The organism is Pseudarthrobacter sulfonivorans (assembly GCF_014712225.1).
GTDB lineage: Bacteria > Actinomycetota > Actinomycetes > Actinomycetales > Micrococcaceae > Arthrobacter > Arthrobacter sulfonivorans.
The window spans coordinates 104,525-125,560 of the sequence record NZ_JACXBW010000009.1 but is presented as its reverse complement, the minus strand read 5'-3'; the positions used below and the strand labels follow the sequence as shown (position 1 = coordinate 125,560).

Sequence of the window (21,036 nt, the reverse complement as noted above, 5' to 3'; positions counted from 1 at the left end):
CAGCCCGGACCAGACACCCCGGATTGGCTAGCCCAGAGCCACCATCCTGGCCGGATCCTCGGCGGGCAGCTGGCCGTTGACCACCGCGGTGACGCGCAGCTCGTTCAGGGTCAGGCGCCCGCCCACGGTGGACAGGAATGCCGTGTCGGATGAGTCCCGGCCTGCCGTGATCCGCAGCATCGACTCCCGCGGGGCCAGCCCCGTGGGGTCGATGACATGCCAGGCGCCATCGACATGGGCCTCCGCCACGGCGTGAAAATCCATCGGGGCCAGCCCCGGCGCATATACGGCCGCGAGCCGTGCCGGGATGTCCTTCGAACGGAGCAGCGCGATGGCCAGATGCGCGAAGTCCCGGCATACGCCGCGGCGGTGCAGGAGCGTTTCGACTGCCCCGTCAGTGCCTCGCGACGAGCCGCTGACGTACCTCAACTCGCCGTGGACCCAGTTCCTGACTGCCTGGAGCAGCCCAGCACCGTGCAGGCCGCCGAACTCGGCGTAAGCGGTGGGCAGGAGCCGGTCGGACTCCGCGTAGCGGCTCGGCCGGACATAACGGATGAGCTCGGCCAGGGTTGGCTCCTCCGGCTCCGCCCTGCCAGCAACCGTCGCAGAGTACTCCACCGTCACTTCCGCCGGCTCTGCAAACTCCATGTAGTGGAGGCGGCCGCCGTGATAGTCGGCCAGTTCGCGGAACGGTACCGCGGCCCCGCCAGCCGTGACGGTGAGGGATTCTTCGAACGAGGTGTAGCCGCGGTTTTTGGCTACGGCGATGGCCAAGGCTGCCTTGGTGTCAGCCACGGTTTTGAAAACCATGCGGGCGGCAACAGTGCGTTCCATGTATCTCCGGGGTGTGAGGTAGTGGCAGAACAGCCGCTCTGACCCGGCGCTGATGGCGCCGGGGGCGGGACTAGTTTTTGATCTCCAGAGACATTAGCATCCGCTGCACATTCGCGAAGTCCGGGCCCTCATTGACGTACTTGGCTGCCTGGTCCAGGGTGTCAAAGGCCTTGGCAGGGGCCACCTTTTCATCCGGGGCAAAGGCTTTCAGGGCAATGACGTCGCCAAAGGAATAGTCTCCCTTGCCCGCGGGGCCGCGGACCACGTTGCGCAGTTCGCAGGCCTGCCCGTCCGCCCCGCCAACAATGTTGGTGATGCCGTACGAGCCGAAGTACCGGTAGCCCTGGATCACGCGGTACACCGCGTGCGGCGCGATGGTGCCTTCGCCCGTCAGGCCGGGAAGTGCCACCGGCACACTGCTGATGACGACGTAGGGTTTCTTCCCGGTGTCAGGGCACGCAGGCTCCGACGGCGGCAGTCCCGTCCGCAGGGCAGCCATGAAGGTGCCGTCCTGCTTTTTCACCTCGATCTTCAACGCACCGGGCAGCGCCCCATCCTCGGGCGTGACGGACTGGGCGATCCATTGGTCGGGGAGGTCAAAACTGACGGTCCGGCCGGGGTCGGTAAAGGTTTTCCAGGCGGCTGCTGTGGCGGCCGGGCCGGGAGCCGCAGTGGCCGACCCGCTCGGCGTGGGAGTAGGCTCCGACGCCGGCGGACTGCTGCCCGTGCCTGTCGCGCCGGGGGCGGAGCCGGAGGAGGCCCCCGGCTCCGCAGTCCATGCCGGGCCGCTGCCGCCAGGGGCACTGCATCCGGCCGCCAGGACTCCGGCCATCAGAAGCGTCGCGGTCCGAAGTCCCCAGGATGTCGCCCTGCTTGTCATCCAACCAGCCTATCGGCAGACGACGGCGGACCAGAGGGCAGGAGCCTCGTGTCGCCGTCGGCCATTCGCCGCAGCCAAGGGGCTAGGCTGGGGAGCATGAGGCATGAGCATTACGGCACGGAAGAAGTGGGCCTGGCGGATATCTCTGCCCTCGACATCGCGGACTGGCGGCTCAGGACGTTCGCCCTGTACGAGAATGTGCGGAGAATTGCCGCCGACGACCCAGCCGAGGCCCACTCCCTGTGGCGCCATGAACGCGACCGCATGTTCGCGACGCACCCGGCGTCAGCCCTCACGCCGGAGGATAAGGCGCAGTTCTCCGGCCTGAAAACGGCCGACTACGATCCCATCTACCGTTTCTACGTGCCGCTCACCCTGGAGGGGGCAGGCCGGGAAATGAGCGTGGAGACGGCCACCGACGGTGTGGTGAACTTCATCCGGCTCGGCACGTTCGATCTTCCGGAGCTGGGCCAGCTGGGCGTGTGGAAGCTGCACGGTTACGGAGGCGGTATTTTCGTGCCGTTCCGGGATGCCACTGCAGGTCAGCCCGGCGGGACCTACGGCGCCGGCCGGTACCTTCTGGACACCATCAAGGGCGCCTTCCATGGCGTCCAAGGGTCCGGACCCGGCGCAGAATTTGTGATCGACTTCAACTTCGCTTACAACCCGTCATGCGCCTACAACGACGCCTGGGCATGCCCCCTGCCCGGACCCTCCAACCGCCTGGCCGTGGAGATCCCGGTGGGCGAGCTGTACTGAGCCGGCTTCCGCTGCCCGGACCGCCGCTGACACCCGTGTCCGACCGCCGTCGAACGGCGCCCGGAGGACGTAGGATGTCTTCATGACTTCCACCGCTCCCCGCCGCCTTGCCCGCGTCCGCCCAGAGTCACCTGCTGCTGCCGACGAGCATTTTTTCGTGGCCAACGACGCCCCTGATTTCAGTTCGGACGCCGGACGGTCCTGGACTGTTATCGAGTCCCCCTTCGCTGCTTCCCTTGCAAACGCCAACAGCCCGGCACGCTCCGGCTGGGAGACCGGCGCTGTAGTGATGGAGGGCTCGTTTACCTTCCTGGCACCGTCGGTGCCCGCCAATGTCCTGGGGATGGCGCACAACACCGGCCAGCCCGGCCGGGACCTCCCGCCGCAGGCGTTTCACAAGGCCGCCACCAGTGTCATCGGCCCCGGCGACGCCATTGAACTGAGCTCCACCGTGGGCTACGTCGACCCGGAAGCCGAACTGACCGTTGTCGTCGGCCGCACCGTCCGCGGCCTGACGCCGGAAACCGCCCGGAGCGCGGTCCTGGGCTTCACCATCGGAAATGACGTCTCCGCGCGGGACCTGCAAAAGTCGGATGAACTGTGGATCAGCGCCAAGAGCCAGGACACCTTCACCCCCGTTGGGCCCTGGATTGTCACCGGACTCGATGACGCCGACCTCTCCATTGGCATCGTCCATAACGGCACCGAACTGAAACCCGCCAGCAGCGCCGACCTTGGCTGGAAGGTGGACGAAATTCTGGTCTATCTCAGTTCCTTCATGACCCTGCATGCAGGCGATCTGGTGCTCACGGGTTTCCCGGCTGAATGCGCCCGGATCCACCCCGGCGACACTGTGGTGTGCCGGGTGGAGGGCATCGGCGAACTCACCAACCCCGTCAAGGCTGCGTCCTGGGAGGAAACGGCCGCCTGATCTGTCAGGCTGGACCCATGGAATCCTCTGCTGCGCCCGGCGCCCAGCTGACGCAGCAGCCCACCCGCCGCGCGCCAGCCACCAAGCACTATCACGGAATCCTCAGGTTTCCGGCGGTGCGGCAGCTCATCCGTTTCACCGGGGTGGGCGTCATCTGCACCGCATCCTCGCTGGCACTGTACGCGCTGTTCCGGCAGTGGATTGATCCCCAACCCGCCAATGCTGCAGCGCTCATCGTAACGTCCGTCATGAACACCGCACTGAACCGCCGGCTGACCTTCAAGATCACGTCCAACCGGAAGCGGGCGCAGGATCACCTGAACGGGCTGATTCTCATCGCCATCGCGTTGGTCATCACCGGGAGCAGCCTGGGGGTCCTGCACGCGGTGCATCCGGCGGCCACTGTCAGCGACGAGCTGTGGACCACCACGATGTCCGGGTTTGTCGCCACGGCCGTGCGCTTCACCTTGCTGCGGCACTGGATCTTCCGGCGCGCCCGCCACATCTGACTCTCTCCCAACTGGGTAGCAGCACATGTCGTTATGAGCGTCCATAACGACATCTGCTGCTACCTAGTTGGGAGAGAGTCAGCTGCGGCCAAGGGTCCGGACGCTCCCGACGGCGGCGCCCACGGCTTCGGCGGCGGCCGTCAGTTCCGTTGCGGTCACCGCTGAGGTGAAGCTGAACCGAACCGCCGTCTGGGCGACCTCCGGCTCATAGCCCAGGGCGGTCAGGACCGGCGAGGGCGCATCGGAACCGGCAGCGCACGCCGAGCCGCTCGAGCACACCACCCCCTGCCGCTCCAGCTCGAGAAGCACCGATTCCCCGCTGGTCCCCGGAAAACAGAATGAGGCCACGGACGGCAGCCGCTCCGTGGAGTGCCCGGTCAGGAGAGCGCCGGGAACGGCGTGGAGGACATCCCGGATGAAACCGTCCCGCAGGGCAGTCACGTGGTCTGCGGTCTGCAGCTGAGCGGACTGCGCCAATGTCAGGGCGGCGGCGAGGCCCACTGCACCGGCCACGTTCTCGGTTCCGGACCGCCGGCCGCGCTCCTGGCCGCCGCCGTGCAGCAGCGGCTCGATGCGGGTCCGGCCGCGGACGAACAGCACACCGCAGCCCTTGGGCGCCCCCAGTTTGTGGCCGGAAATGCTCAGGGCATCCACTCCCAGCGCCTTGACATCCAGGGGCAGCCAACCGGCGGCCTGGACGGCGTCGGTGTGGAACGGGATGCCCTGGGCGCGCGCCAGTTCCGCCAGTTCCGCAACCGGCTGGATGGTGCCCACCTCATTGTTGGCGTACATGATGCTCACCAGCGCCGTCTCCGGCCGGAGCACGGCAGCGAGCGCCCGGGGCGCCACCAGCCCGGTCCCGTCCACCGGCACCACATCCACGGAAAAGCCATGGAACCGCTCCAGATACCGCGCGGACTCCTCCACGGCGGGATGTTCGACGGCGCTGATCACCACCCGGTTGAACGACGGGTCCGCAGCCTGCCGCGCCAGGGCGAGGCCCTTGACGGCAAGGTTGTCCGCCTCCGTGCCGCCGGAGGTGAAGGTCACCTCACCGGGCCGGCAGCCGAGCACCTTCGCAACAGTTGCCCGCGCGTCCGCGAGCGCGGACGCGGCGGCCTCGCCCAACGTGTGGTGGCTCGAGGGGTTGCCGAACTCGCCGCTCAGGTAGGGCCACATGGCCTCCAGGACCTCCCGGCGGACGGGTGTGGTGGCGGCGGCGTCGAGGAAGATCATGGCGCGCCCATCAGACGGTCAGCTCGACGTCCAGGCCGAGGTCCAGCGCGGCGACGCTGTGGGTGAGGCCGCCGATGGAGATGACGTCCACCCCGGCGGCGGCGATGTCCGCGACGGTCCCCAGGTTCACGTTGCCGCTGGCTTCCACGATGGCCCGCCCATCGACCTGCTTCACGCCGGCGCGAAGCTCGTCGATGGTGAAGTTGTCCAGCATGATGGTGTCCACGCCGGCGGCGAGCACGGGTTCAATCTGCTCGGCACTGTCCACCTCCACCTCGAAGTGCGTGGTGTGGCCCAGCTGGGCTTTCGCCGCAGCCAGCAGGCTGGTGAGTTTGGTTGGGTCTCCCCCGGTCATGACGGCGAGGTGGTTGTCCTTGGCCAGCACGGCGTCGGACAGGCTGTAGCGGTGGTTCGCCCCCCCGCCGCAGCGTACGGCGTAGCGCTCCAGTACCCGCAGGCCAGGGGTGGTCTTGCGGGTGTCCGTGATCCTGGCCTTCGTGCCTTCGACGAGGTCCACGAATTCGGCCGTTTTGGTGGCGATGGCACTCATGCGCTGGACCAGATTCAGCGCCACGCGTTCGGCGAGCAGCACGGAGCGGGCGCTGCCGGTGACACGCGCAAGGTGCGTGCCGGCGTCGAACGCTTCACCATCGGCGAGCAGCAACTCCACCTCAGTGTCCGGGTCAACCAGCGTCATGGCATCCCGGAACACGGTCCCCCCGCTGAACACCCCCGGCACCCGGGCGTTGAGCACTGCGGTGGCGCGGGCCTCGGCCGGGATCAGCAGCTGGGAAGTGATGTCGCCGCTGGGAGCGTCCTCGGCAAAGGCCCGTTCCAGGATGTCCCGGACGGGTGCTGCGGGGAGGGTCAGGCTGGTCATTGGACGAGGCTCGCTTTCCGGCTCATGGTGTAACGCTGGTCAAAACGTCCGACGGCGGCAGCAGCCGCCCTGCTGTCGCTGCGGTAATGCGCGCCAAGGGACTTCCGCCGCTCCCGCGCGGCATGCACCAGCAGCTGGGCAGCCAACAAAAGATTCGCATCCTCATGCTCCCGCACATCCAGCGAGTCGGGGACATCGATGGGGTTGTAACCAGCGGCCCACTCCCCCAGCACAACCGAAGCCTCCCGCAACAAAACCCCGTCCCGAATCACCCCGGCATTGGCAGTCATCAGCCGCCGAAGATCCTCCCGGGAGAAACCCCCAGGATCGACAGACGCCCTCTCAACCGGCCCGGGTGCAGGAACAGTTTCAAACCGCCAAGGACCGGACGCGGACGCGTCAGCAGACGTTCTCAAGGAGCGCGCCTCATCGGTGGTTGCCCCCAAGTGCAGCTGCCTGTCGTCGCCTGAGGGTGTTCCGGAAGCGAGCGTCAAGGGGAGTCCGCCAGCGGCCGTGGGCCCACGCGATCCGGGTTCCCTGGCCGAGCTTGCGAGGTTAGGGAGATCGTGGGGAGCGAGCGGAGCATCGGTGTCGTGCGACGGACCAGACGACAGAAAAGCTTCAACCGCCCGGCGCCCAAAAACAAGTCCTTCGAGGAGTGAGTTGCTGGCCAGACGGTTAGCACCCTGGACCCCGGTGCAGGCAACTTCCCCTGCGGCGAGCAACCCGTGCACAGAGGTCCGGCCGTAGAGGTCGGTGACAACCCCGCCCATCCAGTAATGTGCCGCAGGGGCCACGGGCACGGGTTCGCGGGTCCAGTCGACGCCGGCCTCGCGGGTGCGGGCGCTGAGGGTGGGGAACCGCCGGGCCAGGAAGCCTTTGCCCCGGCTGGCCTCGATCACCCGAGCGTCGAGGAACACGTGGCCGTTGGGGTCGCCGAGCGCGGCCAGGTGCAAGGCGATGCTGCGGGAGACCACGTCCCGGGGGGCGAGTTCGGCGTCAGGGTGGTAGGCGGGCATGAACCGTTCGCCGTGGGCATCCACCAGGATGGCGCCTTCGCCGCGGACGGCTTCGGAGATCAGCAGGGGGTCTGTGTTGGCTCCGGCTCCGTTGCCTTCGTTTTCCCCGGCGCCGCCAGGCCGGACCATGCAGGTGGGGTGGAACTGGAAGAACTCGAGGTCTGCCACGGCGGCTCCGGCACGCCAGGCGATGGCCAGGCCGTCCGCGGTAGCGACGGCGGGGTTGGTGGTCTGGGCGAACAGCTGCCCGGCTCCCCCGGTGGCGAGGAGGACGGCGTCGCCGTGGACGCCCAGTTCCCGCCCGTCGAGGAGGAAGTTAACCCCGGAGACGCGGCCTTCACCCTGCAACAGGGAGGTCACCTGGGCGGAGCCGATCACCTGGATCCGGCCCGCGGCCTCGGCATCGAGGACAGCTCTGATCAGGGCCTGGGCCACACGGGCGCCCGTGGCGTCGCCGCCCGCGTGCAGGATCCGCGGCGCGGAATGGGCAGCTTCCAGGCCCAGGGCGGGATCGCCGTCGTCGTCCAGATCAAAACGCACGCCGAAACGCTGCAGCCCGCCGATGTCGAAACGGGCCTCGGTGCAGAGCACGCGGACGGCCGCTTCATTGCAGTGGCCGGACCCGGCCTTGAGCGTATCTGCGATGTGCGCGGCCACGGTGTCCCCGGGCGCCGGCTCGTCCAGGACGGCGGAGATGCCGCCCTGGGCGTAGTAGGTGTTGCTGTCCGCGAGCGCGCCCTTCGTCAGCAGCACCACCTCCGCACCGGCATCGGCGGTAAGCAGCGCGGCGTACAGTCCGGCAATGCCGCTTCCGACGACGATCAGCCGCTGGGGACGGGGCCCGGTGGCTGGGCTTTCTGCTGTCATGGCGGGCTCGTTTCGGTTTCCGGTACTACAGCGGGCGGGCGGCGAGCATACGCTCGAGCGCAATCTTGGCGTTGTCCTGGACGGCGTCGTCCACGGTGATGCGGTTGACGATGCGTCCCTCGACGAGTTCCTCAAGGACCCAGGCGAGGTAGCCGGGGTGGATCCGGTACATCGTGGAGCACGGGCAGATCACGGGGTCCAGGCAGAAGATGGTGTGCTGCGGGTACTCGGCGGCGAGCCGGTTGACCATGTTGATCTCGGTGCCGATCGCGAAGGTGGTGGGCTCGCTGGCCGCGGCGATTGCCTTCTTGATGAAGTCGGTGGAACCGGCCGAATCGGCGGCGTCCACCACCTCCATGGGGCACTCGGGGTGCACGATGACGTTGACGCCGGGGAACTCGGCACGGGCCTTGTCGATCTGGCCGACGTTGAAGCGCTTGTGCACGGAGCAGAAGCCGTGCCACAGGATGACGCGGGAGTCGAGCAGCGCCCGTTCGTCGTTGCCGCCGAGTTCCTTGCGCGGGTTCCACATGGGCATCTGCTCCAGCGGCACGCCCATGGCCTTGGCCGTGTTGCGGCCGAGGTGCTGGTCAGGGAAGAACAGGACCCGCTGGCCCCGCTCGAAGGCCCACTCCAGGACCAGCTTTGCGTTGGAGGAGGTGCACACGATGCCGCCGTTGCGGCCGCAGAAAGCCTTCAGGGCGGCGGAGGAGTTCATGTAGGTGACCGGGATGACGGGGACCCGCCCGGCGTCGTCCTTCTCCGTACCGAAGATCTCCTCAAGCTGTTCCCAGCATTCCTCGACGGAATCGGTGTCCGCCATGTCCGCCATGGAGCAGCCGGCGGCGAGGTTGGGCAGGATGACTGCCTGGTCCGGCGTGGAGAGGATGTCGGCGGTCTCGGCCATGAAGTGCACGCCGCAGAAGATGATGGCCTCGGCGTCCGGCCTGGTGAGGGCGGCGTTGGCGAGCTGGAAGGAGTCGCCCACGAAGTCGGCGTACTGGATCACCTCGTCGCGCTGGTAGAAGTGGCCCAGGACCACTGCCCGGTCGCCCAGCTTTTCCTTGGCGGCGCGGATGCGCACGTCCAGCTCAGCATCGCTGGCGAGCTTGTACTCTTCCGGCAACTGGCCCTGGCGGGGCGTTGCGGCCGGGGCGCGGTCCGCGTTGGAGGCGCCGGGGCCGTAGGCGGGGGCACCGGCGAGCGCCTCGGCAAGGTCGTACTCCCACGGGCCCTTCGCCAGAGCCGGGCTGCACGTGCCGGCTGTTCCTGCGGCCGCGCGTCGGGTCGCCGCGTTGACCGCGTTCCCGGCCTGCTCGCGCGTGATCAGCTGGATGGCTGTGTTGACGCTGCTCATGGTGTGCTCCTGTTATCTGGGTCAAGGCCGGGGCGGCCGGTGAAGCGGTAAAGACGCGGCGGGCGGTGTTTGCCGCCTTGGAGGTATTCGCCGGTCTCTTCGATCTCCGGCGTGGATTTGAGCTGGCGGCGGAAGTTGGCCGGGTCCAGCCGGGTGTCCAGGACGGCTTCGTAGACTTCCCGGACCTGGGCGAGCGTGAAGTACTCCCCCAGGAAGTGGTAAGCCACCGAGCCGTAGGCCAGCTTGTTCCGCAGCCGCCACAGCGCGTAGTCCACGATGGCGTTGTGGTCGAAAGCCAGGCTGCCCACCTTGTCCGCCCGGAACCACTTCACGTTTTCCGATTCGTCGGCCAGGGCTGCTTCGGTGGGCTGGACCAGGGCCCAGTAGACGATCGACACCACGCGCTGGGTGGGCGAACGGTGCAGGCCGCCAAAGGCATAGAGCTGCTCCACGTAGCTGGGGGCCAGCCCGGTGGTCTCCCTCAGGTTCCGGGAGGCGGCGTCCTGCAGGGACTCACTGTGCGTCAGCGGTCCGCCCGGAAGAGCCCAGAGGTCCTTGAACGGCTCCCGGATCCTGCGGACCAGTGGAATCCAGAGAGTGGGACGGCCCGAGGATTCACTCGGACGCAGGGCAAAGATGACGGTGGAGATGGCGAGCGTGGGTGCTGCGACGGCGCGTTCGGAAACGTTGGCTGAACTTGTGTACACGGCGCCTCACCTGCCTCCTGCTGTTTCATGGAACCCGGGCCTCTTAGCCGAACGGCTCTTCGGCGAACCCTAGTTAAAGTCATTTTGACTAGAACTGATTCTAAGGCCACTTTCCTGCGATTCAAAATGTTTCGCAGGGCATCCGGCAAATGAGTCGCCGCGGAGGCGGTAAATTCAAGTGGTCCCTCGCGAGGGGCACCCCCTACCCAAGAAGGTTCACAGGCATGACATCGAAGTCCGCAACAGTGCGTCCGGAAGCCCACCTCGGCCACACCATGAAACCCAGGCAGCTCACCATGATGGGGCTCGGCAGTGCCATTGGCGCCGGCCTGTTCCTGGGCTCAGGTGCCGGCGTGCACGCGGCCGGACCTGCCGTTCTGGTGTCCTACCTGGTGGCCGGCACACTCATCATTCTGGTGATGTGGGCGCTGGGCGAGATGGCGGCGGCGAACCCCACCAGCGGGGCCTTCTCCGTGTACGCCGAGCGGGCCCTGGGCAAAACGGCCGGCGCCACCGTCGGCTGGCTGTGGTGGCTCCAGCTGGTGGTGGTCATCGCCGCCGAGGCCCTGGGTGCGGCGGGGCTGCTGTTTACCGTCTGGCCTGTCATCCCGGTGTGGGCATTGGCGCTGATTTTTATGGTGGTGTTTACCGCCATCAACCTGACCGGGGTCCGGAACTTCGGCGAATTCGAATTCTGGTTCGCCATCCTCAAAGTCCTCGCCATTGTCCTGTTCCTTGCTGTCGGGGCCGCGCTGCTGCTGGGCTTCCTCCCGGACGTCGCTTCACCGGGACTGGCTAACATCACGTCCGATTTTGCTCCTGCCGGGCTGGGCGGCATCGCCACGGCGCTGTTCGTGGTGATCTTCGCCTTTGGCGGGACCGAGATCGTGGCAGTAGCCGCTGCGGAAACCGAGGACCCCGAGCACAGTGTGGGCAGGGCGGTCCGCACCGTACTGTGGCGCATCCTGGTCTTCTACATCGGGTCTGTCTTTGTGATCGCAGCCGTCCTGCCGATCAACTCCGACGGCCTCGCCTCGCCCTTCGCGGGCGTGCTCGACGCAGCCCGGATCCCGGGTGCCGGTACGGCAATCACCCTTGTGGCCGTCGTCGCACTTCTTTCTGCACTGAACGCGAACCTCTACGGCGCTTCCCGCATGGTTTATTCGCTCGCCGAACGCGGCGAGGCGCCCCGCTTCCTGTCGCGCCTGAGCGGCGCCAGCGTGCCCATGATTGCCGTGGGCGTCTCGGTGGCGTTCGGCTTCTTCGCCACCGTCCTTGAACTCCTGTTCCCGGACCGGATCCTGCCGGCCCTCTTCCAGCTTGTCGGGTCCACGTGCCTCGTGGTGTGGGGCACGGCCCTGGTCTCGCAGCTGATTCTCCGGCGCCGGGCGGACCGGGACGGGACCAGGCTGCCGCTGCGGATGAAGGGCTTCCCCGGCCTGACGGGGTTTGGACTGGTGTTGCTCGCCTTGATCTTTGCCGTCGGCTTCAGCGCCGAAAGCAGCCGTGTACAGCTGCTGAGCACGTTCGCCCTGGTCGCGTGCCTCGCCGCAGCCTGTTGGCTCGGTGCCCGGGTCGCCGCGCGCGAACGCCAGCCCAAGTAGGTAGCAGTTGATGTCGTTATGAGCCGTCAAAACGACACTTACTGCTACCCAGTTGGCGAGGGCGGAACCGGTAAATCCGCTGTTGAACGGCCCGGTCCGCAGGCAGGTAAAGTGGTGCGGGAATGACGCACCGAAGCGCCGGGTCCGCCTGCGCGCCGTACTTGACGAGGACTGACACTATGAGCGGCAGGCACACCGGCGAAATGCATTCGCACACCGTGGAGGGCACCGACCCCCAGCTGTACGTGGAGGTGCATGATCCGGCCACCGATGCGGGGCTCCGGCCCGTCCTGCTGATCCATGGCTTTTCCTCCTCCAGCAAGCTCAACTGGGAGGACACGGGCTGGCTGGCTGCCTTCCTGGAAGCAGGGCGCCGCGTGATTACCGTGGACCTGCCCGGGCACGGCCGCAGCGGCGCTCCGGAGGACCTTGACTCCTATACTCCCAGCCGGATCCGCGCGGATTTGCTGCAAATAGTGTTCGACGCCGGTGTGCGGCCCGTGCACGAGGGTGACCCCGCCAGCGGGGTTGACGTAGTGGGCTATTCGCTGGGCTCACGGCTGGCCTGGGAATTCGGCGCCACCCAGCCCGAGCTTGTTCACCGGATGGTGCTGGGTGGACCGAACATCGCCGATCCGCTGGCTGCCTTCGACCTCATCGGAGCCCAGCGCTACCTCGCCGACGGCACTCCAATCGCGGACGAGTCCACTGCCGGGCTGCTGAAGATGGCCATGCTCCTGCCCAGCAACAACATTTTCGCGCTGCTGTCATTGGTGGAGGCCATCAAGGCCGAGCCCTTCGACCCGGCCGAAGCCGTGCCGCACATGCCTATGCTCCTGGTGGCCGGTGACAAGGACGAACGCGCCACCACCATGTCACAGCTTGCCGAGCTCGGCCTCCGGGCGGGGTCGATGGCCGAACAGCTGGTGCTGCCGGGCCGGAACCACACCAACGCCATCACCAGCCGGGCCTTCAAACAGGGCGCCATTTCCTTCCTGAGTGTCTAGCGTTCCGGCCGCATGTCAGCGCCTGACAGGTGTTTCTTAGCTCCCGCATAGGTTCCCCTGTTTGGATCGGCAGATGCACGATCCACACCAACTGCGCTCTCGCGGCGCGTCGGCCGCGGTGCGGCGCCGTTCCGTTCTGCTGGCCGCCGCCGCGTTCCTCGCCGTGGCACTGATTGCTGGCGTCTACACCCTTGCCCATGCCCTGCCCGCGCCAGGCGGGGCATCGCGGGCTTCAAGCGCCTCCGACGCCGGGGCAGGCCGTGCCGCCATTGACGCGGACCTCGACAGCGCCATCGAAGCCGTCATCGCCGCCAACAGCCAGTACCAGGTGGGCGTCGCGCTGATGGACACAGTTGGCGGCCAACTCCATCAGTACGGTGTGGGAGAACCGTTCGAGGCTGCGAGCACGGCGAAGGTCCTGGCGGCCGCGGCCTACTACAGCCTGGTAGAGGATGGCTCGGCCTCGCTCGATGATCAGCTGGGCGCCTTCACCTCGGGATTCCAGATCCAGGCCATGATCCAGGACAGCAACAACGACTCATGGAGCCTGCTCATGGATGCCGTGGGCCTGGCCAGGCTTTCGGAATACGCGGCCTCCATCGGCATCCCGTATGACCCTGAGGTGAACACGCTCACCACTGCCGACATGGCCCGCATCCTCGCGGCACTGTCAGCAGGCAGGCTTCTTGACCAGGAACACACGGCACAGCTCCTGTCCTACATGCAGGACACCAACTTCGAAGACCTCATTCCGGCAGCGGTTCCGGCGGGCGTGACCGTGTCCCACAAATACGGGCTCCTCGACGACGAACTCCACGACGCGGCCATCCTTTCAACGTCAGCGGGGAGCTATGTGCTGGTGGTTTATACCAAGGGCACCGGCTTGGCTGACGTTCCCCAACGGACCGCAGTGATCCACGACATCACCGAGGCCGTGACGGCCGCCCTCTTCTGACTTCGAACCGCCCCCGAAGCCGGGCTACCCGCCTCCCGCCGCGGCCGCAGAAGGTAGTCTGGAAAAGGGGCGGAAACAGCCGGAGAGGGGCCCATGAACACGCGTTTTGAAGACCGCACCGATGCCGGTGAGCAGCTGGCGGCGGTGCTGACGCAGTTTCGGGAACGCCCTGATGCCATCGTGCTGGGGCTGGCCCGTGGGGGCATCCCGGTTGCGGCCGCAGCTGCCAAGGCCCTCTATCTGCCTCTTGGGGCCGTCGTGGTCAGGAAGCTCGGCATTCCCGGCCACGATGAAACAGCGTACGGTGCCTTGGCGTGGTCCGGTGGCCGCGTAGTGCGGCTGCTCAACCGCCCGCTGATGGCCCGCGTCCTTGAGCACGGCGTCCGCCAGCAGTGGCTGGACCAGGTGGAGTCCCGCGAGCGGGCCGAACTCCTCCGCCGGGCGGAAACGTATCCGTCGATAGGCCACAATCTCACGGGCAAAACGGTCCTCCTGCTCGACGACGGACTCGCCACCGGAGCAACGATGCGAGCCGCAGTGGAGGCCGTCCGGTCGGCCGGGGCAGGAACTGTGGTGGCCGCCGCCCCGGTAGGGTCAGTGGAGGCCTACACCGCTGTGTCCCAGGTTTGCGATGCCGTGCTATGCCTGCACCTGCCAGGGAAATTCCGTGCCGTGGGAAGCTTCTACCGGCACTTCGAACAACTGACCGACGGGGATGCCATCAGCTTCCTGCGGGCCTAGGCTTTCACCCCTTGGCGCCGGCGGTGCCGGAGCAAAGCGGCAGCGGCCACCCCGAGCACAAACAGCGCACCCGCGGCAACGACAGGGACCGCAAAAGCAGCCTCGTAGCCGTGCGCCTGGGCGAGCTGGCCCGCAAGGAAGGCTCCGAGCGCAGTGCCGGCCACAATCCCGCTGGCCAGGGCAGTCATCACCGTTCCCAGTCTCTCTGCGGGGCCAACGATTCCGCCGATGGTAAAGACGGTGACCATGACGGGCCCCACCGGCAGCCCCAGGACCAGCAGCACACCGATCATCCCGCCCAGCGAGTCCGGCACCACCAACAGCAGCGAGAGTGCCGCCATCACTGCCGCGCTGACCATCCAGCGGGCCACAGGCTTGAAGCGCCTGGGCCAGTAGGCCACAGAGAGGGCAGCAGCGGCGGAGCTCAGGCCCATCACCGCATACAGCAGCCCGGCGAGTTCGGAGGTGGCGAAGCTGGCGGAGAAAGAGCTCAGGGCCGTCTGCGTGGAGCCGAAGAAGGTGCCCATGGCCACCATGGCCAGGACGGGCAGGGCAACGGCGGCAGGAATCCTCGCGGCCCTGGCTCCGGCGGCCCGCTTCAAGGGCACCGCTTTCTGGGTGGGGTGCACGGCAAAAGCAGGCACCAGCGTCATGGTCATGAAAACGGCCAGTGCCAGCGGCAGCCAGGGGGCCACGAGGCTGGCGAGGATCCCCACCAGGGCCGGGCCCAGGACAAAGGTCAGTTCGTCGGCCGTTCCCTCGTAGGACAAAGCTGTATCCAGATCCCGGCCGGCGTCCTTGCCTCCGTTCCGGGACGTCAGGGCCATCCAGCGGACGCGGGCAAGCGGTCCGACCTGCGGGCAGGTGGCGCCGGCGAGGAAGGCCGCCACCATAAACGCGGCAGGGAAAGACCCGTTGGCGGGAACCCAGGCCGTACCGATCAGGGCCGTGACGGCCACTGCGTTGAGTGCTGCGGCCACCAGAAGCACGGGACGCTGCCCGTGGCGGTCTGCCAGGGCACCGAAGACCGGCGCTCCGAGGGCAGATCCGATCCCTACGGCTCCGGCTGCCATGCCGCCCAAGGCGTAGGAGCCGGTGGCCGAGGTGACAAGCGTCAAGGCGCCTACCGTGAGCATGGCAAGCGGCAGCCGGGCGAACAGGCTTAGGGGAATGAAGCTGCGGCCCGCGAGGTGCGGAAGCCTGGCGAAGCGGCCGGCCGGCGGTGGGGCCGAGGCGGTGGGGGAAGCCGGGGCAGCCGTTGAGACAGCTAATTCCGCGGGCGTTGACACAGAAGACAGGGGTGTGGGGTTCAAGATTCCGGGCTCGTTCAGTCATGCGCATCGTCCCTCCTCCCGATGCGCGCGACCCGGTAAACCCTCCCATTATATCCGGATTAGACCAGCACCCCGGCGGCGTCGGAGATCCGGAGGGTGGAGCCGTTTCGTCCCTTCAGGACCTGCAGCTGCGTTCCGATTCGCTGCTTCATCTCCGCCACGTGGCTGACCAGGCCCACAACGCGTCCGCCGTCGCGAAGGCCTTCCAGGGCATCCATGACCTGTTCCAGCGACTGCTCATCCAGGCTGCCGAAGCCTTCATCCACAAAGAGGGTGTCGATCTGGATGCCGCCGGATTCCTGCTGAACAACGTCCGCCAAACCGAGCGCAAGGGAGAGGGACGCCATGAAGGATTCACCGCCGGACAGCGTGGAGGTGTCGCGGCGGTGCCCGGTCCATTGGTCCACCACTTCCAGGCCCAACCCGGATTTGGCCCCGCGTGCGGCCTTGGCATCGGAATGCTGCAGCAGGTAGCGGCCGTCGCTCATGGCCACGAGGCGTTCTGAAGCCGCCAGCGCCACCTGTTCCAGCCGTGCCGCGAGGACGTAGCTGTTGAGGCTCATGCGGTACGTGTTGTCGCCGCGCCCGGCGGCGACGTCGGCCAGCGCCGTGAGCAGCCGGGCGTTTTCCCTCGGCCCCTGGGCGGATCCGGCGAGCTGCCCGTACTCGTTGCCGATTGCGGCCAGCGACTCAACGCAGCGTGCAGCCATGCCGGCGGCCAGGTCGGCGTCGCGGGCCTCCCGGCTGGCCCCCGCGGCGGCGGCCTGGAGCTCAGCCACCAAGTCCTCGTCCACTGCCGGGTCTGTAGCCGCCTCCTTCAATGCCAGCACCAGCTCCTCGGACGCGAAAAGCTCGGCAATGCGCGCTTGTTCGTCGTGGCCGGCACGGACCTCAGCCTGCAGGGCCGCTGCCTCTGCGCCTGCCAGCAACTGTCCCCTGGCTTCCTCGGCAGTGCCGAAGCCGGCCTGCGGCAACGCCCGCGCAAGCTCCAGGCGGGCCTCCTCGGCGCGGGCGTTTGCCTTCTCCAGCTGGGCCCGGGCTTCCACAGCTTTCTCAAGCGTGGCTGCGGCTTCCTGCAGGGACCGCAGCCTGCGTGCCAGGCTGCGGTGGCCACCGCGCAGGCCGGACAGGGCCTGGTCCAGGGAGGCCAGATTCTCCGCCACCTCTGCCCGCGCGGCGGTGACCTGGGCGAGCTCGGCGGCGCCGGCGTGCCTGGCAGCCTCCGCGGCCGCAATCCGGGCATCCACGGCGTCGATCCGTTGCCGGAGCTTTGCCAGCTCCTTCACGGCGTCCCGGGACTGGTCAGCGGCGTGGCGGGCTGCCGCCACTGCCTGAACCGCCTCATCCTCCGGGGTATCGCCGCCCTGGCCGGCAAGGACGGCCACCAACTGGCTTGCGTCGCCCAGCGCGGTGCTGTCCGCTGCCAGCTTGGTCTCCGCATTCTCGTTGGCGTGCTGCGCGGCCTCCTCAGCCTGGCTGAGCCCCAGGGCTGACGCTGCCGCTTCTGCGGGGGCCGGATGGTCTTCGCTGCCGCAGACCGGGCAGGCCTCCCCCTCGGCCAGTTGGGCTGCGAGTTCGGCGGCAGCGTTGGCAAGCCTTTCTTCGCGCAGGTCCAGCCAGCGGGCCTTCGTCTCCAGCTGGAACTCCCGGGACGCGGAGTGGCGCTGCGCCGCCTGGGCCTGCGCCTTGACTGCCGCTTTGTACCGCCGGACAACGTCCAGGAGTTCTTCCGCGGCTGCTGCTTCCTTCCCGCGCATTACCGCGGCGGAGGCCAGCATTTCCACTGGCTGCAGTCCAGCCGTCAGGTCCGACTGCTCCGCCCGCAGGTTTCCGAGGAGCTCGCCCAGCTCAGTATCGGTTGTGCTGAGTTCCTGCTGCTGCGTCCCGAGCAACGCGCGTCGGGCGGCCAGTGAGTGGAGTCGCTCTTCGTCCGGCAGCCGCGCCTCAACCACGGCCAACAGGGAACGGATCCGGTTGAGCTCGCCCGCAAGGTCAAGGCCGACGGCGGCGTCCACAGCACCGTCATCCAAAGCGGAAAGGTCCAGCTGTTCGAGTTCGGGGTCTTCGGCCGCCGCCAGCCGCAACAGTGTGATGGCTGCTTCGAGGGCGCCTGCCGCGTGCCGGACCTGGGTTTCCCCCGACTGGACAGCCTGCAGTTGCCCGGCGAGCACCTCGGCGCCGCGGTGCCGTTCGAGCGTCGCGGCCTTTTTTTCGAGGCCGGGCAGGTTCGCCTCAACGGCAGCCTTCCGGGCCTCGGCCGCGGCGAGCCGGCGCTGACGTTCGCGCCGCGCCGCTTCCTTTTCGAGCCGGGCTGACGCGAGTTTACTCCTTGACGCCGCGGCCTCCGCTGCCGCGGATAATCCCGTGGCACGCCTGGCAACCGCTTCCTGCAGCCAGCCGATCCGGGCGCCTGGTTCCTCGGGGGCCGGCCCGTCCGCGTCCGCTGGAGCTTGATCTTCAACAGCCGTGTCATCAGCCAGAGCTGACGCTTCGGCATCCGCGCGCGCCGCGAGCAACTCAAGGTCCCCGTTCAGCTTCGCGACATCATTCCGCGCGGCCTGCGCCTGCGCCGACAATTCCTGCTCCAGCGCTTCGAACCGCTGGGTGCCGAAAAGCTTTTGCAGCAGTTCGAGGCGATCACTCGCCTTGGACCTCAGGAAGGCGGCGAAGTCGCCCTGGGGCAACATGACCACCCTGGTGAACTGCTCCCGGTCCATGCCCAGCAGCGCCGTAATTTCGGCGCCGGCTTCGTCGTTGCGCCCGGACCTGTCCGTCCATGCCCCGGCGATGCGCTCCCGGAGCAGCGTTTTGGCCTGTTGTGTGGTGAAACCGTTCTTGCCGCGGGCGCTCGGCTTGTCCCACGCCGGAGACCTGGTGACCTCAAAATGCCGCCCCTGGGCGGAAAACTCGCAGGTGACCGAAGGCTCCAGCGCAGGTTCGGCGTGATCGCTGCGGAGCCGTTTGCCGTCCTGCCGGGCGCCCGGCACGGATCCGTACAGTGCGAAGCAGACCGCATCCAGCACGCTGGTTTTGCCCGCGCCGGTGGGCCCGTTCAGCAGGAAGAGGCCGTGGGCGCTGAGCCTGTCTAAGTCGATCTCTTCGGTGCCGGCAAAAGGTCCGAACGCGGAGATGGTCAGGCGGTGGATCCTCACAGCGATGCCTCCCGGAGACGCACGTTGTCCAGGGCCGCTGTGAGGGCCAGCCGCTCGGCGTCGTCCGCGTCCCGGCCCCGCACGTGATCCAGGAAGCCACAGCAGACCGCAAGGTCGTCCCGGGCCTCGGCAAGCCGGGTGCTGTAGCTTGGGGACGCCTTGGCGGAGCCGCCCTGCGGATCAAAACCCAGGACCAGCGTGTCCGGAAAGCGCGCCCGCAGCCGCTCCATCGCCTGCTGGGGGCGCTGCGCATCGGTCAGCGTGATCTGGCAGTAAGCGTCCTCGGCCCACGCATGGTCGCCGGACTCAAGCAGTTCGGAAATGCCGCCGCGGAGCACCGCCAGCTTCCGCGGCGCCTCCCAGGAAAGTTCCGAGACGCCGGTGACACCCTCCGGACCGACGTCAACAAGCCAGCTTCCCTTGACGTGTTTAGCCTCCGAGAACGAGTAGGCCAGGGGCGAGCCTGAATACCTGACCGTGGGGGACAGCGTCTGCCGGCCGTGCAGGTGGCCCAGGGCCGTGTAGCTGAAGTCGTCGAACAGGTCCAGCGGGACCGCGCCCACTCCGCCGATGCTGAGGTCCCGCTCACTGTCCGAGCTGATGCCGCCGCTGGCGAACGTGTGGGCGAGGACCACTGAGTGGACCGTTCCTTCTGCGCTGCGCCGGGCCAGGTCAGCCCGGATCCGGTCAGTGGCCGCGCGGGTCACCGCGAAGTGGCTGGCCGGCTCCGCACCCAGTTGCTCCGCAACGAGGCGCGGCTCCAGCCATGGAATTCCGTAGATGGCCAGCACGGCGCCCGGCGCCGCCCCGGCCGGCTCCAGGGGCAGGACCAGGGGCTGGTCCAGGTCCGCCAGCCTGGTCCGCAGGTGCACGCCGCCGCGTTCGAGCAGGCGGGAGGCGAAGCCCAGCCGGATGGCGGAGTCGTGGTTGCCGCTGGTCAGCACCACCGTGGCGCCGGCCCCGGTCAGCCGGACCAGGGCGTCGTCCAGGAGGCCCACGACGTCAACCCCCGGCAGGGCGCGGTCGTAGACATCACCGGCGATCAGGACAACGTCAATCCCGTGCGAGGAGACGGCGCCGACGAGCTGATCAACGAATGACCGCTGGGCGTCCAGCATTCCGACGCCGTGGAAGGACCGGCCCAAATGCCAGTCCGATGTGTGCAATAACCGCATATTCCTACGCTAACGGCTGCCACCGACAGTTTAGGCAACCGCCGCAGCAGGCCGTCCCCGGCCGGGTCCGCGCCTGTGCTTCTAGCCGCGCTTTCCGTCGAAGAATTCCTGGGCCTCATCGCGGCGGGCCGGCACTTCTGCTGCAGCCGTTCGAGGGGTCCCGGGAGTCACGGCGTCGGGGGTCACAGCGTCGGAAGCGTCAATATCGTCCCGGCCCTCGGCGGCGTCGGTTCCGTCAACGTCAGCATCGTCAGCCTTCGTGGCGGCAGGAGCCTCGCCAGCGGCGAAACCACGGAAGACCAGCCCGGAAATAGCAGCTCCCACAACCGGTGCAACCCAGAACAGCCACAGCTGCTCAAGGGACCAGCTGGAGCTGAATACGGCCGAAGCGGTGGCGCGGGCCGGGTTGAAGGGGGCGTTACCCACGGACAGGCCGAGCTGCAGCAACACCGCGAAGGCCAGGCCCACGGCAATGGCGGCGGCCGGCTTGTTCAGGTTGTTGCGGGCAGTGGTGCCCAGGAAAACGGCGACCAGGATGGCGGCACCGAGCACTTCGAGCAGGAGCACGGCTGCCATCGGGGCCTGGATGATCGAGTGCTCGCCGAAGCCGGCGGTCACCGTGTCGAACGCGGTCCGGCTGTCCTGGATGCCCGGCAGGGTCCGGAGGATACCGAACAGCGCCAACGCGCCCAGCAGCGCCCCCACCAGCTGGGCGGCGATGTAGGCTGCCGCGTCACCGAGGCGGATCCGCCCGGCGACGGCGTGGCCCACCGTCACGGCCGGGTTGAAGTGACCGCCGGAGACGTAGCCGAAGGCGAGCATGGCCGCAGTCACCGCCAGGCCGGCTGCGAGCGCGGCGGGCAGCGGGCTGGACTGGGGAATGGAGAACAGGGGCACGCCCAGGCCTGCCACCACAACAAAGAGGCTGCCGAACGCTTCCGCGGACAGCCTGGACACCAGCCCGTGCCGGACACCGGCACCGTTGCCGGCCGGCAGCCCGGAGGCGGAATCATGGTGGACGGGAACAGGCGTGGTCATGGTGGGCAGTCCTTATCGTTGAGGGCGTCGCTACGCGGCAAAATCTCGCTG

General features: G+C 67.8%; 18 protein-coding genes. 7 read left to right on the top strand and 11 right to left on the bottom strand.

Annotation, left to right across the window (positions count from 1 at the left end):
* Positions 1–27: 27 nt before the first annotated feature.
* Together IAQ70_RS13165 and IAQ70_RS13160 are read right to left on the bottom strand one after the other, a co-directional pair.
* Complete coding sequence (locus IAQ70_RS13165; protein WP_190989763.1) at positions 28–834, bottom strand: transglutaminase-like domain-containing protein; 807 nt, start codon at positions 832–834, stop codon at positions 28–30.
* A 70-nt stretch (positions 835–904) separates the two neighbouring features.
* Entirely contained in the window at positions 905–1,714 is an 810-nt protein-coding gene (locus IAQ70_RS13160; RefSeq protein WP_223860017.1) for a hypothetical protein, read from the bottom strand.
* Positions 1,715–1,810: 96 nt separating this feature from the next.
* Here IAQ70_RS13160 and IAQ70_RS13155 point away from each other — a divergent pair, with 96 nt between their 5' ends.
* From IAQ70_RS13155 to IAQ70_RS13145, 3 genes are all read left to right on the top strand, one after another.
* Positions 1,811–2,473, top strand: a complete 663-nt coding sequence (locus IAQ70_RS13155) for a DUF1684 domain-containing protein (RefSeq protein ID WP_190989762.1) — start codon at positions 1,811–1,813, stop codon at positions 2,471–2,473.
* Positions 2,474–2,555: 82 nt separating this feature from the next.
* A complete protein-coding gene (locus tag IAQ70_RS13150) occupies positions 2,556–3,404 on the top strand; it encodes a fumarylacetoacetate hydrolase family protein (RefSeq protein WP_190989761.1) in 849 nt (282 codons plus the stop codon).
* Positions 3,405–3,421: 17 nt separating this feature from the next.
* The gene (locus IAQ70_RS13145; protein ID WP_190989760.1) at positions 3,422–3,913 is read left to right on the top strand and encodes a GtrA family protein; all 492 of its coding nucleotides are present in this window, start codon (positions 3,422–3,424) and stop codon (positions 3,911–3,913) included.
* A gap of 78 nt (positions 3,914–3,991) precedes the next feature.
* On the opposite strand, the gene IAQ70_RS13140 is transcribed toward IAQ70_RS13145, so the two are convergent.
* Genes IAQ70_RS13140 through IAQ70_RS13120 form a run of 5 tightly spaced genes read right to left on the bottom strand, consistent with a single transcriptional unit; the run spans position 3,992 to position 9,979 of the window.
* The gene (locus IAQ70_RS13140) at positions 3,992–5,149 is read right to left on the bottom strand and encodes a cysteine desulfurase family protein (protein ID WP_190989759.1); all 1,158 of its coding nucleotides are present in this window, start codon (positions 5,147–5,149) and stop codon (positions 3,992–3,994) included.
* A 10-nt stretch (positions 5,150–5,159) separates the two neighbouring features.
* Positions 5,160–6,029, bottom strand: a complete 870-nt coding sequence (nadC, locus tag IAQ70_RS13135) for a carboxylating nicotinate-nucleotide diphosphorylase (protein ID WP_190989758.1) — start codon at positions 6,027–6,029, stop codon at positions 5,160–5,162.
* The gene (locus tag IAQ70_RS13130; protein WP_190989757.1) at positions 6,026–7,915 is read right to left on the bottom strand and encodes an L-aspartate oxidase; all 1,890 of its coding nucleotides are present in this window, start codon (positions 7,913–7,915) and stop codon (positions 6,026–6,028) included. The genes nadC and IAQ70_RS13130 overlap by 4 nt, the downstream gene beginning before the upstream one ends.
* Before the next feature lie 25 nt (positions 7,916–7,940).
* Positions 7,941–9,272 (bottom strand): quinolinate synthase NadA, encoded by a 1,332-nt coding sequence (nadA, locus tag IAQ70_RS13125; protein WP_190989756.1) that lies wholly within the window; start codon positions 9,270–9,272, stop codon positions 7,941–7,943.
* Complete coding sequence (locus IAQ70_RS13120) at positions 9,269–9,979, bottom strand: NUDIX hydrolase (RefSeq protein ID WP_190989755.1); 711 nt, start codon at positions 9,977–9,979, stop codon at positions 9,269–9,271. The genes nadA and IAQ70_RS13120 overlap by 4 nt, the downstream gene beginning before the upstream one ends.
* A gap of 224 nt (positions 9,980–10,203) precedes the next feature.
* Here IAQ70_RS13120 and IAQ70_RS13115 point away from each other — a divergent pair, with 224 nt between their 5' ends.
* The 4 genes from IAQ70_RS13115 (at position 10,204) to IAQ70_RS13100 (ending at position 14,286) form a co-directional block, all read left to right on the top strand.
* The gene (locus IAQ70_RS13115) at positions 10,204–11,583 is read left to right on the top strand and encodes an amino acid permease (RefSeq protein WP_190989754.1); all 1,380 of its coding nucleotides are present in this window, start codon (positions 10,204–10,206) and stop codon (positions 11,581–11,583) included.
* A 179-nt stretch (positions 11,584–11,762) separates the two neighbouring features.
* A complete protein-coding gene (locus IAQ70_RS13110; protein WP_190989753.1) occupies positions 11,763–12,590 on the top strand; it encodes an alpha/beta fold hydrolase in 828 nt (275 codons plus the stop codon).
* A gap of 73 nt (positions 12,591–12,663) precedes the next feature.
* Complete coding sequence (locus tag IAQ70_RS13105) at positions 12,664–13,545, top strand: serine hydrolase (RefSeq protein ID WP_190989752.1); 882 nt, start codon at positions 12,664–12,666, stop codon at positions 13,543–13,545.
* 93 nt (positions 13,546–13,638) lie between these two features.
* The gene (locus IAQ70_RS13100; RefSeq protein WP_190989751.1) at positions 13,639–14,286 is read left to right on the top strand and encodes a phosphoribosyltransferase; all 648 of its coding nucleotides are present in this window, start codon (positions 13,639–13,641) and stop codon (positions 14,284–14,286) included.
* On the opposite strand, the gene IAQ70_RS13095 is transcribed toward IAQ70_RS13100, so the two are convergent.
* The 4 genes from IAQ70_RS13095 to IAQ70_RS13080 form a co-directional block, all read right to left on the bottom strand.
* Positions 14,283–15,575 carry an MFS transporter gene (locus tag IAQ70_RS13095; protein ID WP_407682589.1) on the bottom strand — a complete coding sequence of 431 codons (1,293 nt, stop codon included), beginning with the start codon at positions 15,573–15,575 and terminating at the stop codon, positions 14,283–14,285. The two genes, IAQ70_RS13100 and IAQ70_RS13095, sit on opposite strands and share 4 nt — an antisense overlap.
* A gap of 104 nt (positions 15,576–15,679) precedes the next feature.
* Positions 15,680–18,772, bottom strand: a complete 3,093-nt coding sequence (locus IAQ70_RS13090; protein ID WP_190989750.1) for an AAA family ATPase — start codon at positions 18,770–18,772, stop codon at positions 15,680–15,682.
* Positions 18,769–19,947 (bottom strand): exonuclease SbcCD subunit D, encoded by a 1,179-nt coding sequence (locus IAQ70_RS13085; protein ID WP_190989749.1) that lies wholly within the window; start codon positions 19,945–19,947, stop codon positions 18,769–18,771. Before IAQ70_RS13085 ends, IAQ70_RS13090 begins: the two co-directional genes overlap by 4 nt.
* An 81-nt stretch (positions 19,948–20,028) precedes the next feature.
* A complete protein-coding gene (locus tag IAQ70_RS13080; RefSeq protein ID WP_190989748.1) occupies positions 20,029–20,985 on the bottom strand; it encodes an aquaporin in 957 nt (318 codons plus the stop codon).
* Positions 20,986–21,036 lie beyond the last annotated feature (51 nt).

Coding starts and splice junctions, on each gene's coding strand:
- IAQ70_RS13150 (WP_190989761.1), top strand. CDS start 2,556: ATGACTTCCACCGCTCCCCGCCGCCTTGCCCGCGTCCGCCCAGAGTCA.
- nadC (WP_190989758.1), bottom strand. CDS start 6,029: ATGACCAGCCTGACCCTCCCCGCAGCACCCGTCCGGGACATCCTGGAA.
- IAQ70_RS13105 (WP_190989752.1), top strand. CDS start 12,664: ATGCACGATCCACACCAACTGCGCTCTCGCGGCGCGTCGGCCGCGGTG.
- IAQ70_RS13160 (WP_223860017.1), bottom strand. CDS start 1,714: ATGACAAGCAGGGCGACATCCTGGGGACTTCGGACCGCGACGCTTCTG.
- IAQ70_RS13155 (WP_190989762.1), top strand. CDS start 1,811: ATGAGGCATGAGCATTACGGCACGGAAGAAGTGGGCCTGGCGGATATC.
- IAQ70_RS13080 (WP_190989748.1), bottom strand. CDS start 20,985: ATGACCACGCCTGTTCCCGTCCACCATGATTCCGCCTCCGGGCTGCCG.
- IAQ70_RS13165 (WP_190989763.1), bottom strand. CDS start 834: ATGGAACGCACTGTTGCCGCCCGCATGGTTTTCAAAACCGTGGCTGAC.
- IAQ70_RS13145 (WP_190989760.1), top strand. CDS start 3,422: ATGGAATCCTCTGCTGCGCCCGGCGCCCAGCTGACGCAGCAGCCCACC.
- IAQ70_RS13110 (WP_190989753.1), top strand. CDS start 11,763: ATGAGCGGCAGGCACACCGGCGAAATGCATTCGCACACCGTGGAGGGC.
- IAQ70_RS13130 (WP_190989757.1), bottom strand. CDS start 7,915: ATGACAGCAGAAAGCCCAGCCACCGGGCCCCGTCCCCAGCGGCTGATC.
- IAQ70_RS13140 (WP_190989759.1), bottom strand. CDS start 5,149: ATGATCTTCCTCGACGCCGCCGCCACCACACCCGTCCGCCGGGAGGTC.
- IAQ70_RS13100 (WP_190989751.1), top strand. CDS start 13,639: ATGAACACGCGTTTTGAAGACCGCACCGATGCCGGTGAGCAGCTGGCG.
- IAQ70_RS13115 (WP_190989754.1), top strand. CDS start 10,204: ATGACATCGAAGTCCGCAACAGTGCGTCCGGAAGCCCACCTCGGCCAC.
- IAQ70_RS13085 (WP_190989749.1), bottom strand. CDS start 19,947: ATGCGGTTATTGCACACATCGGACTGGCATTTGGGCCGGTCCTTCCAC.
- nadA (WP_190989756.1), bottom strand. CDS start 9,272: ATGAGCAGCGTCAACACAGCCATCCAGCTGATCACGCGCGAGCAGGCC.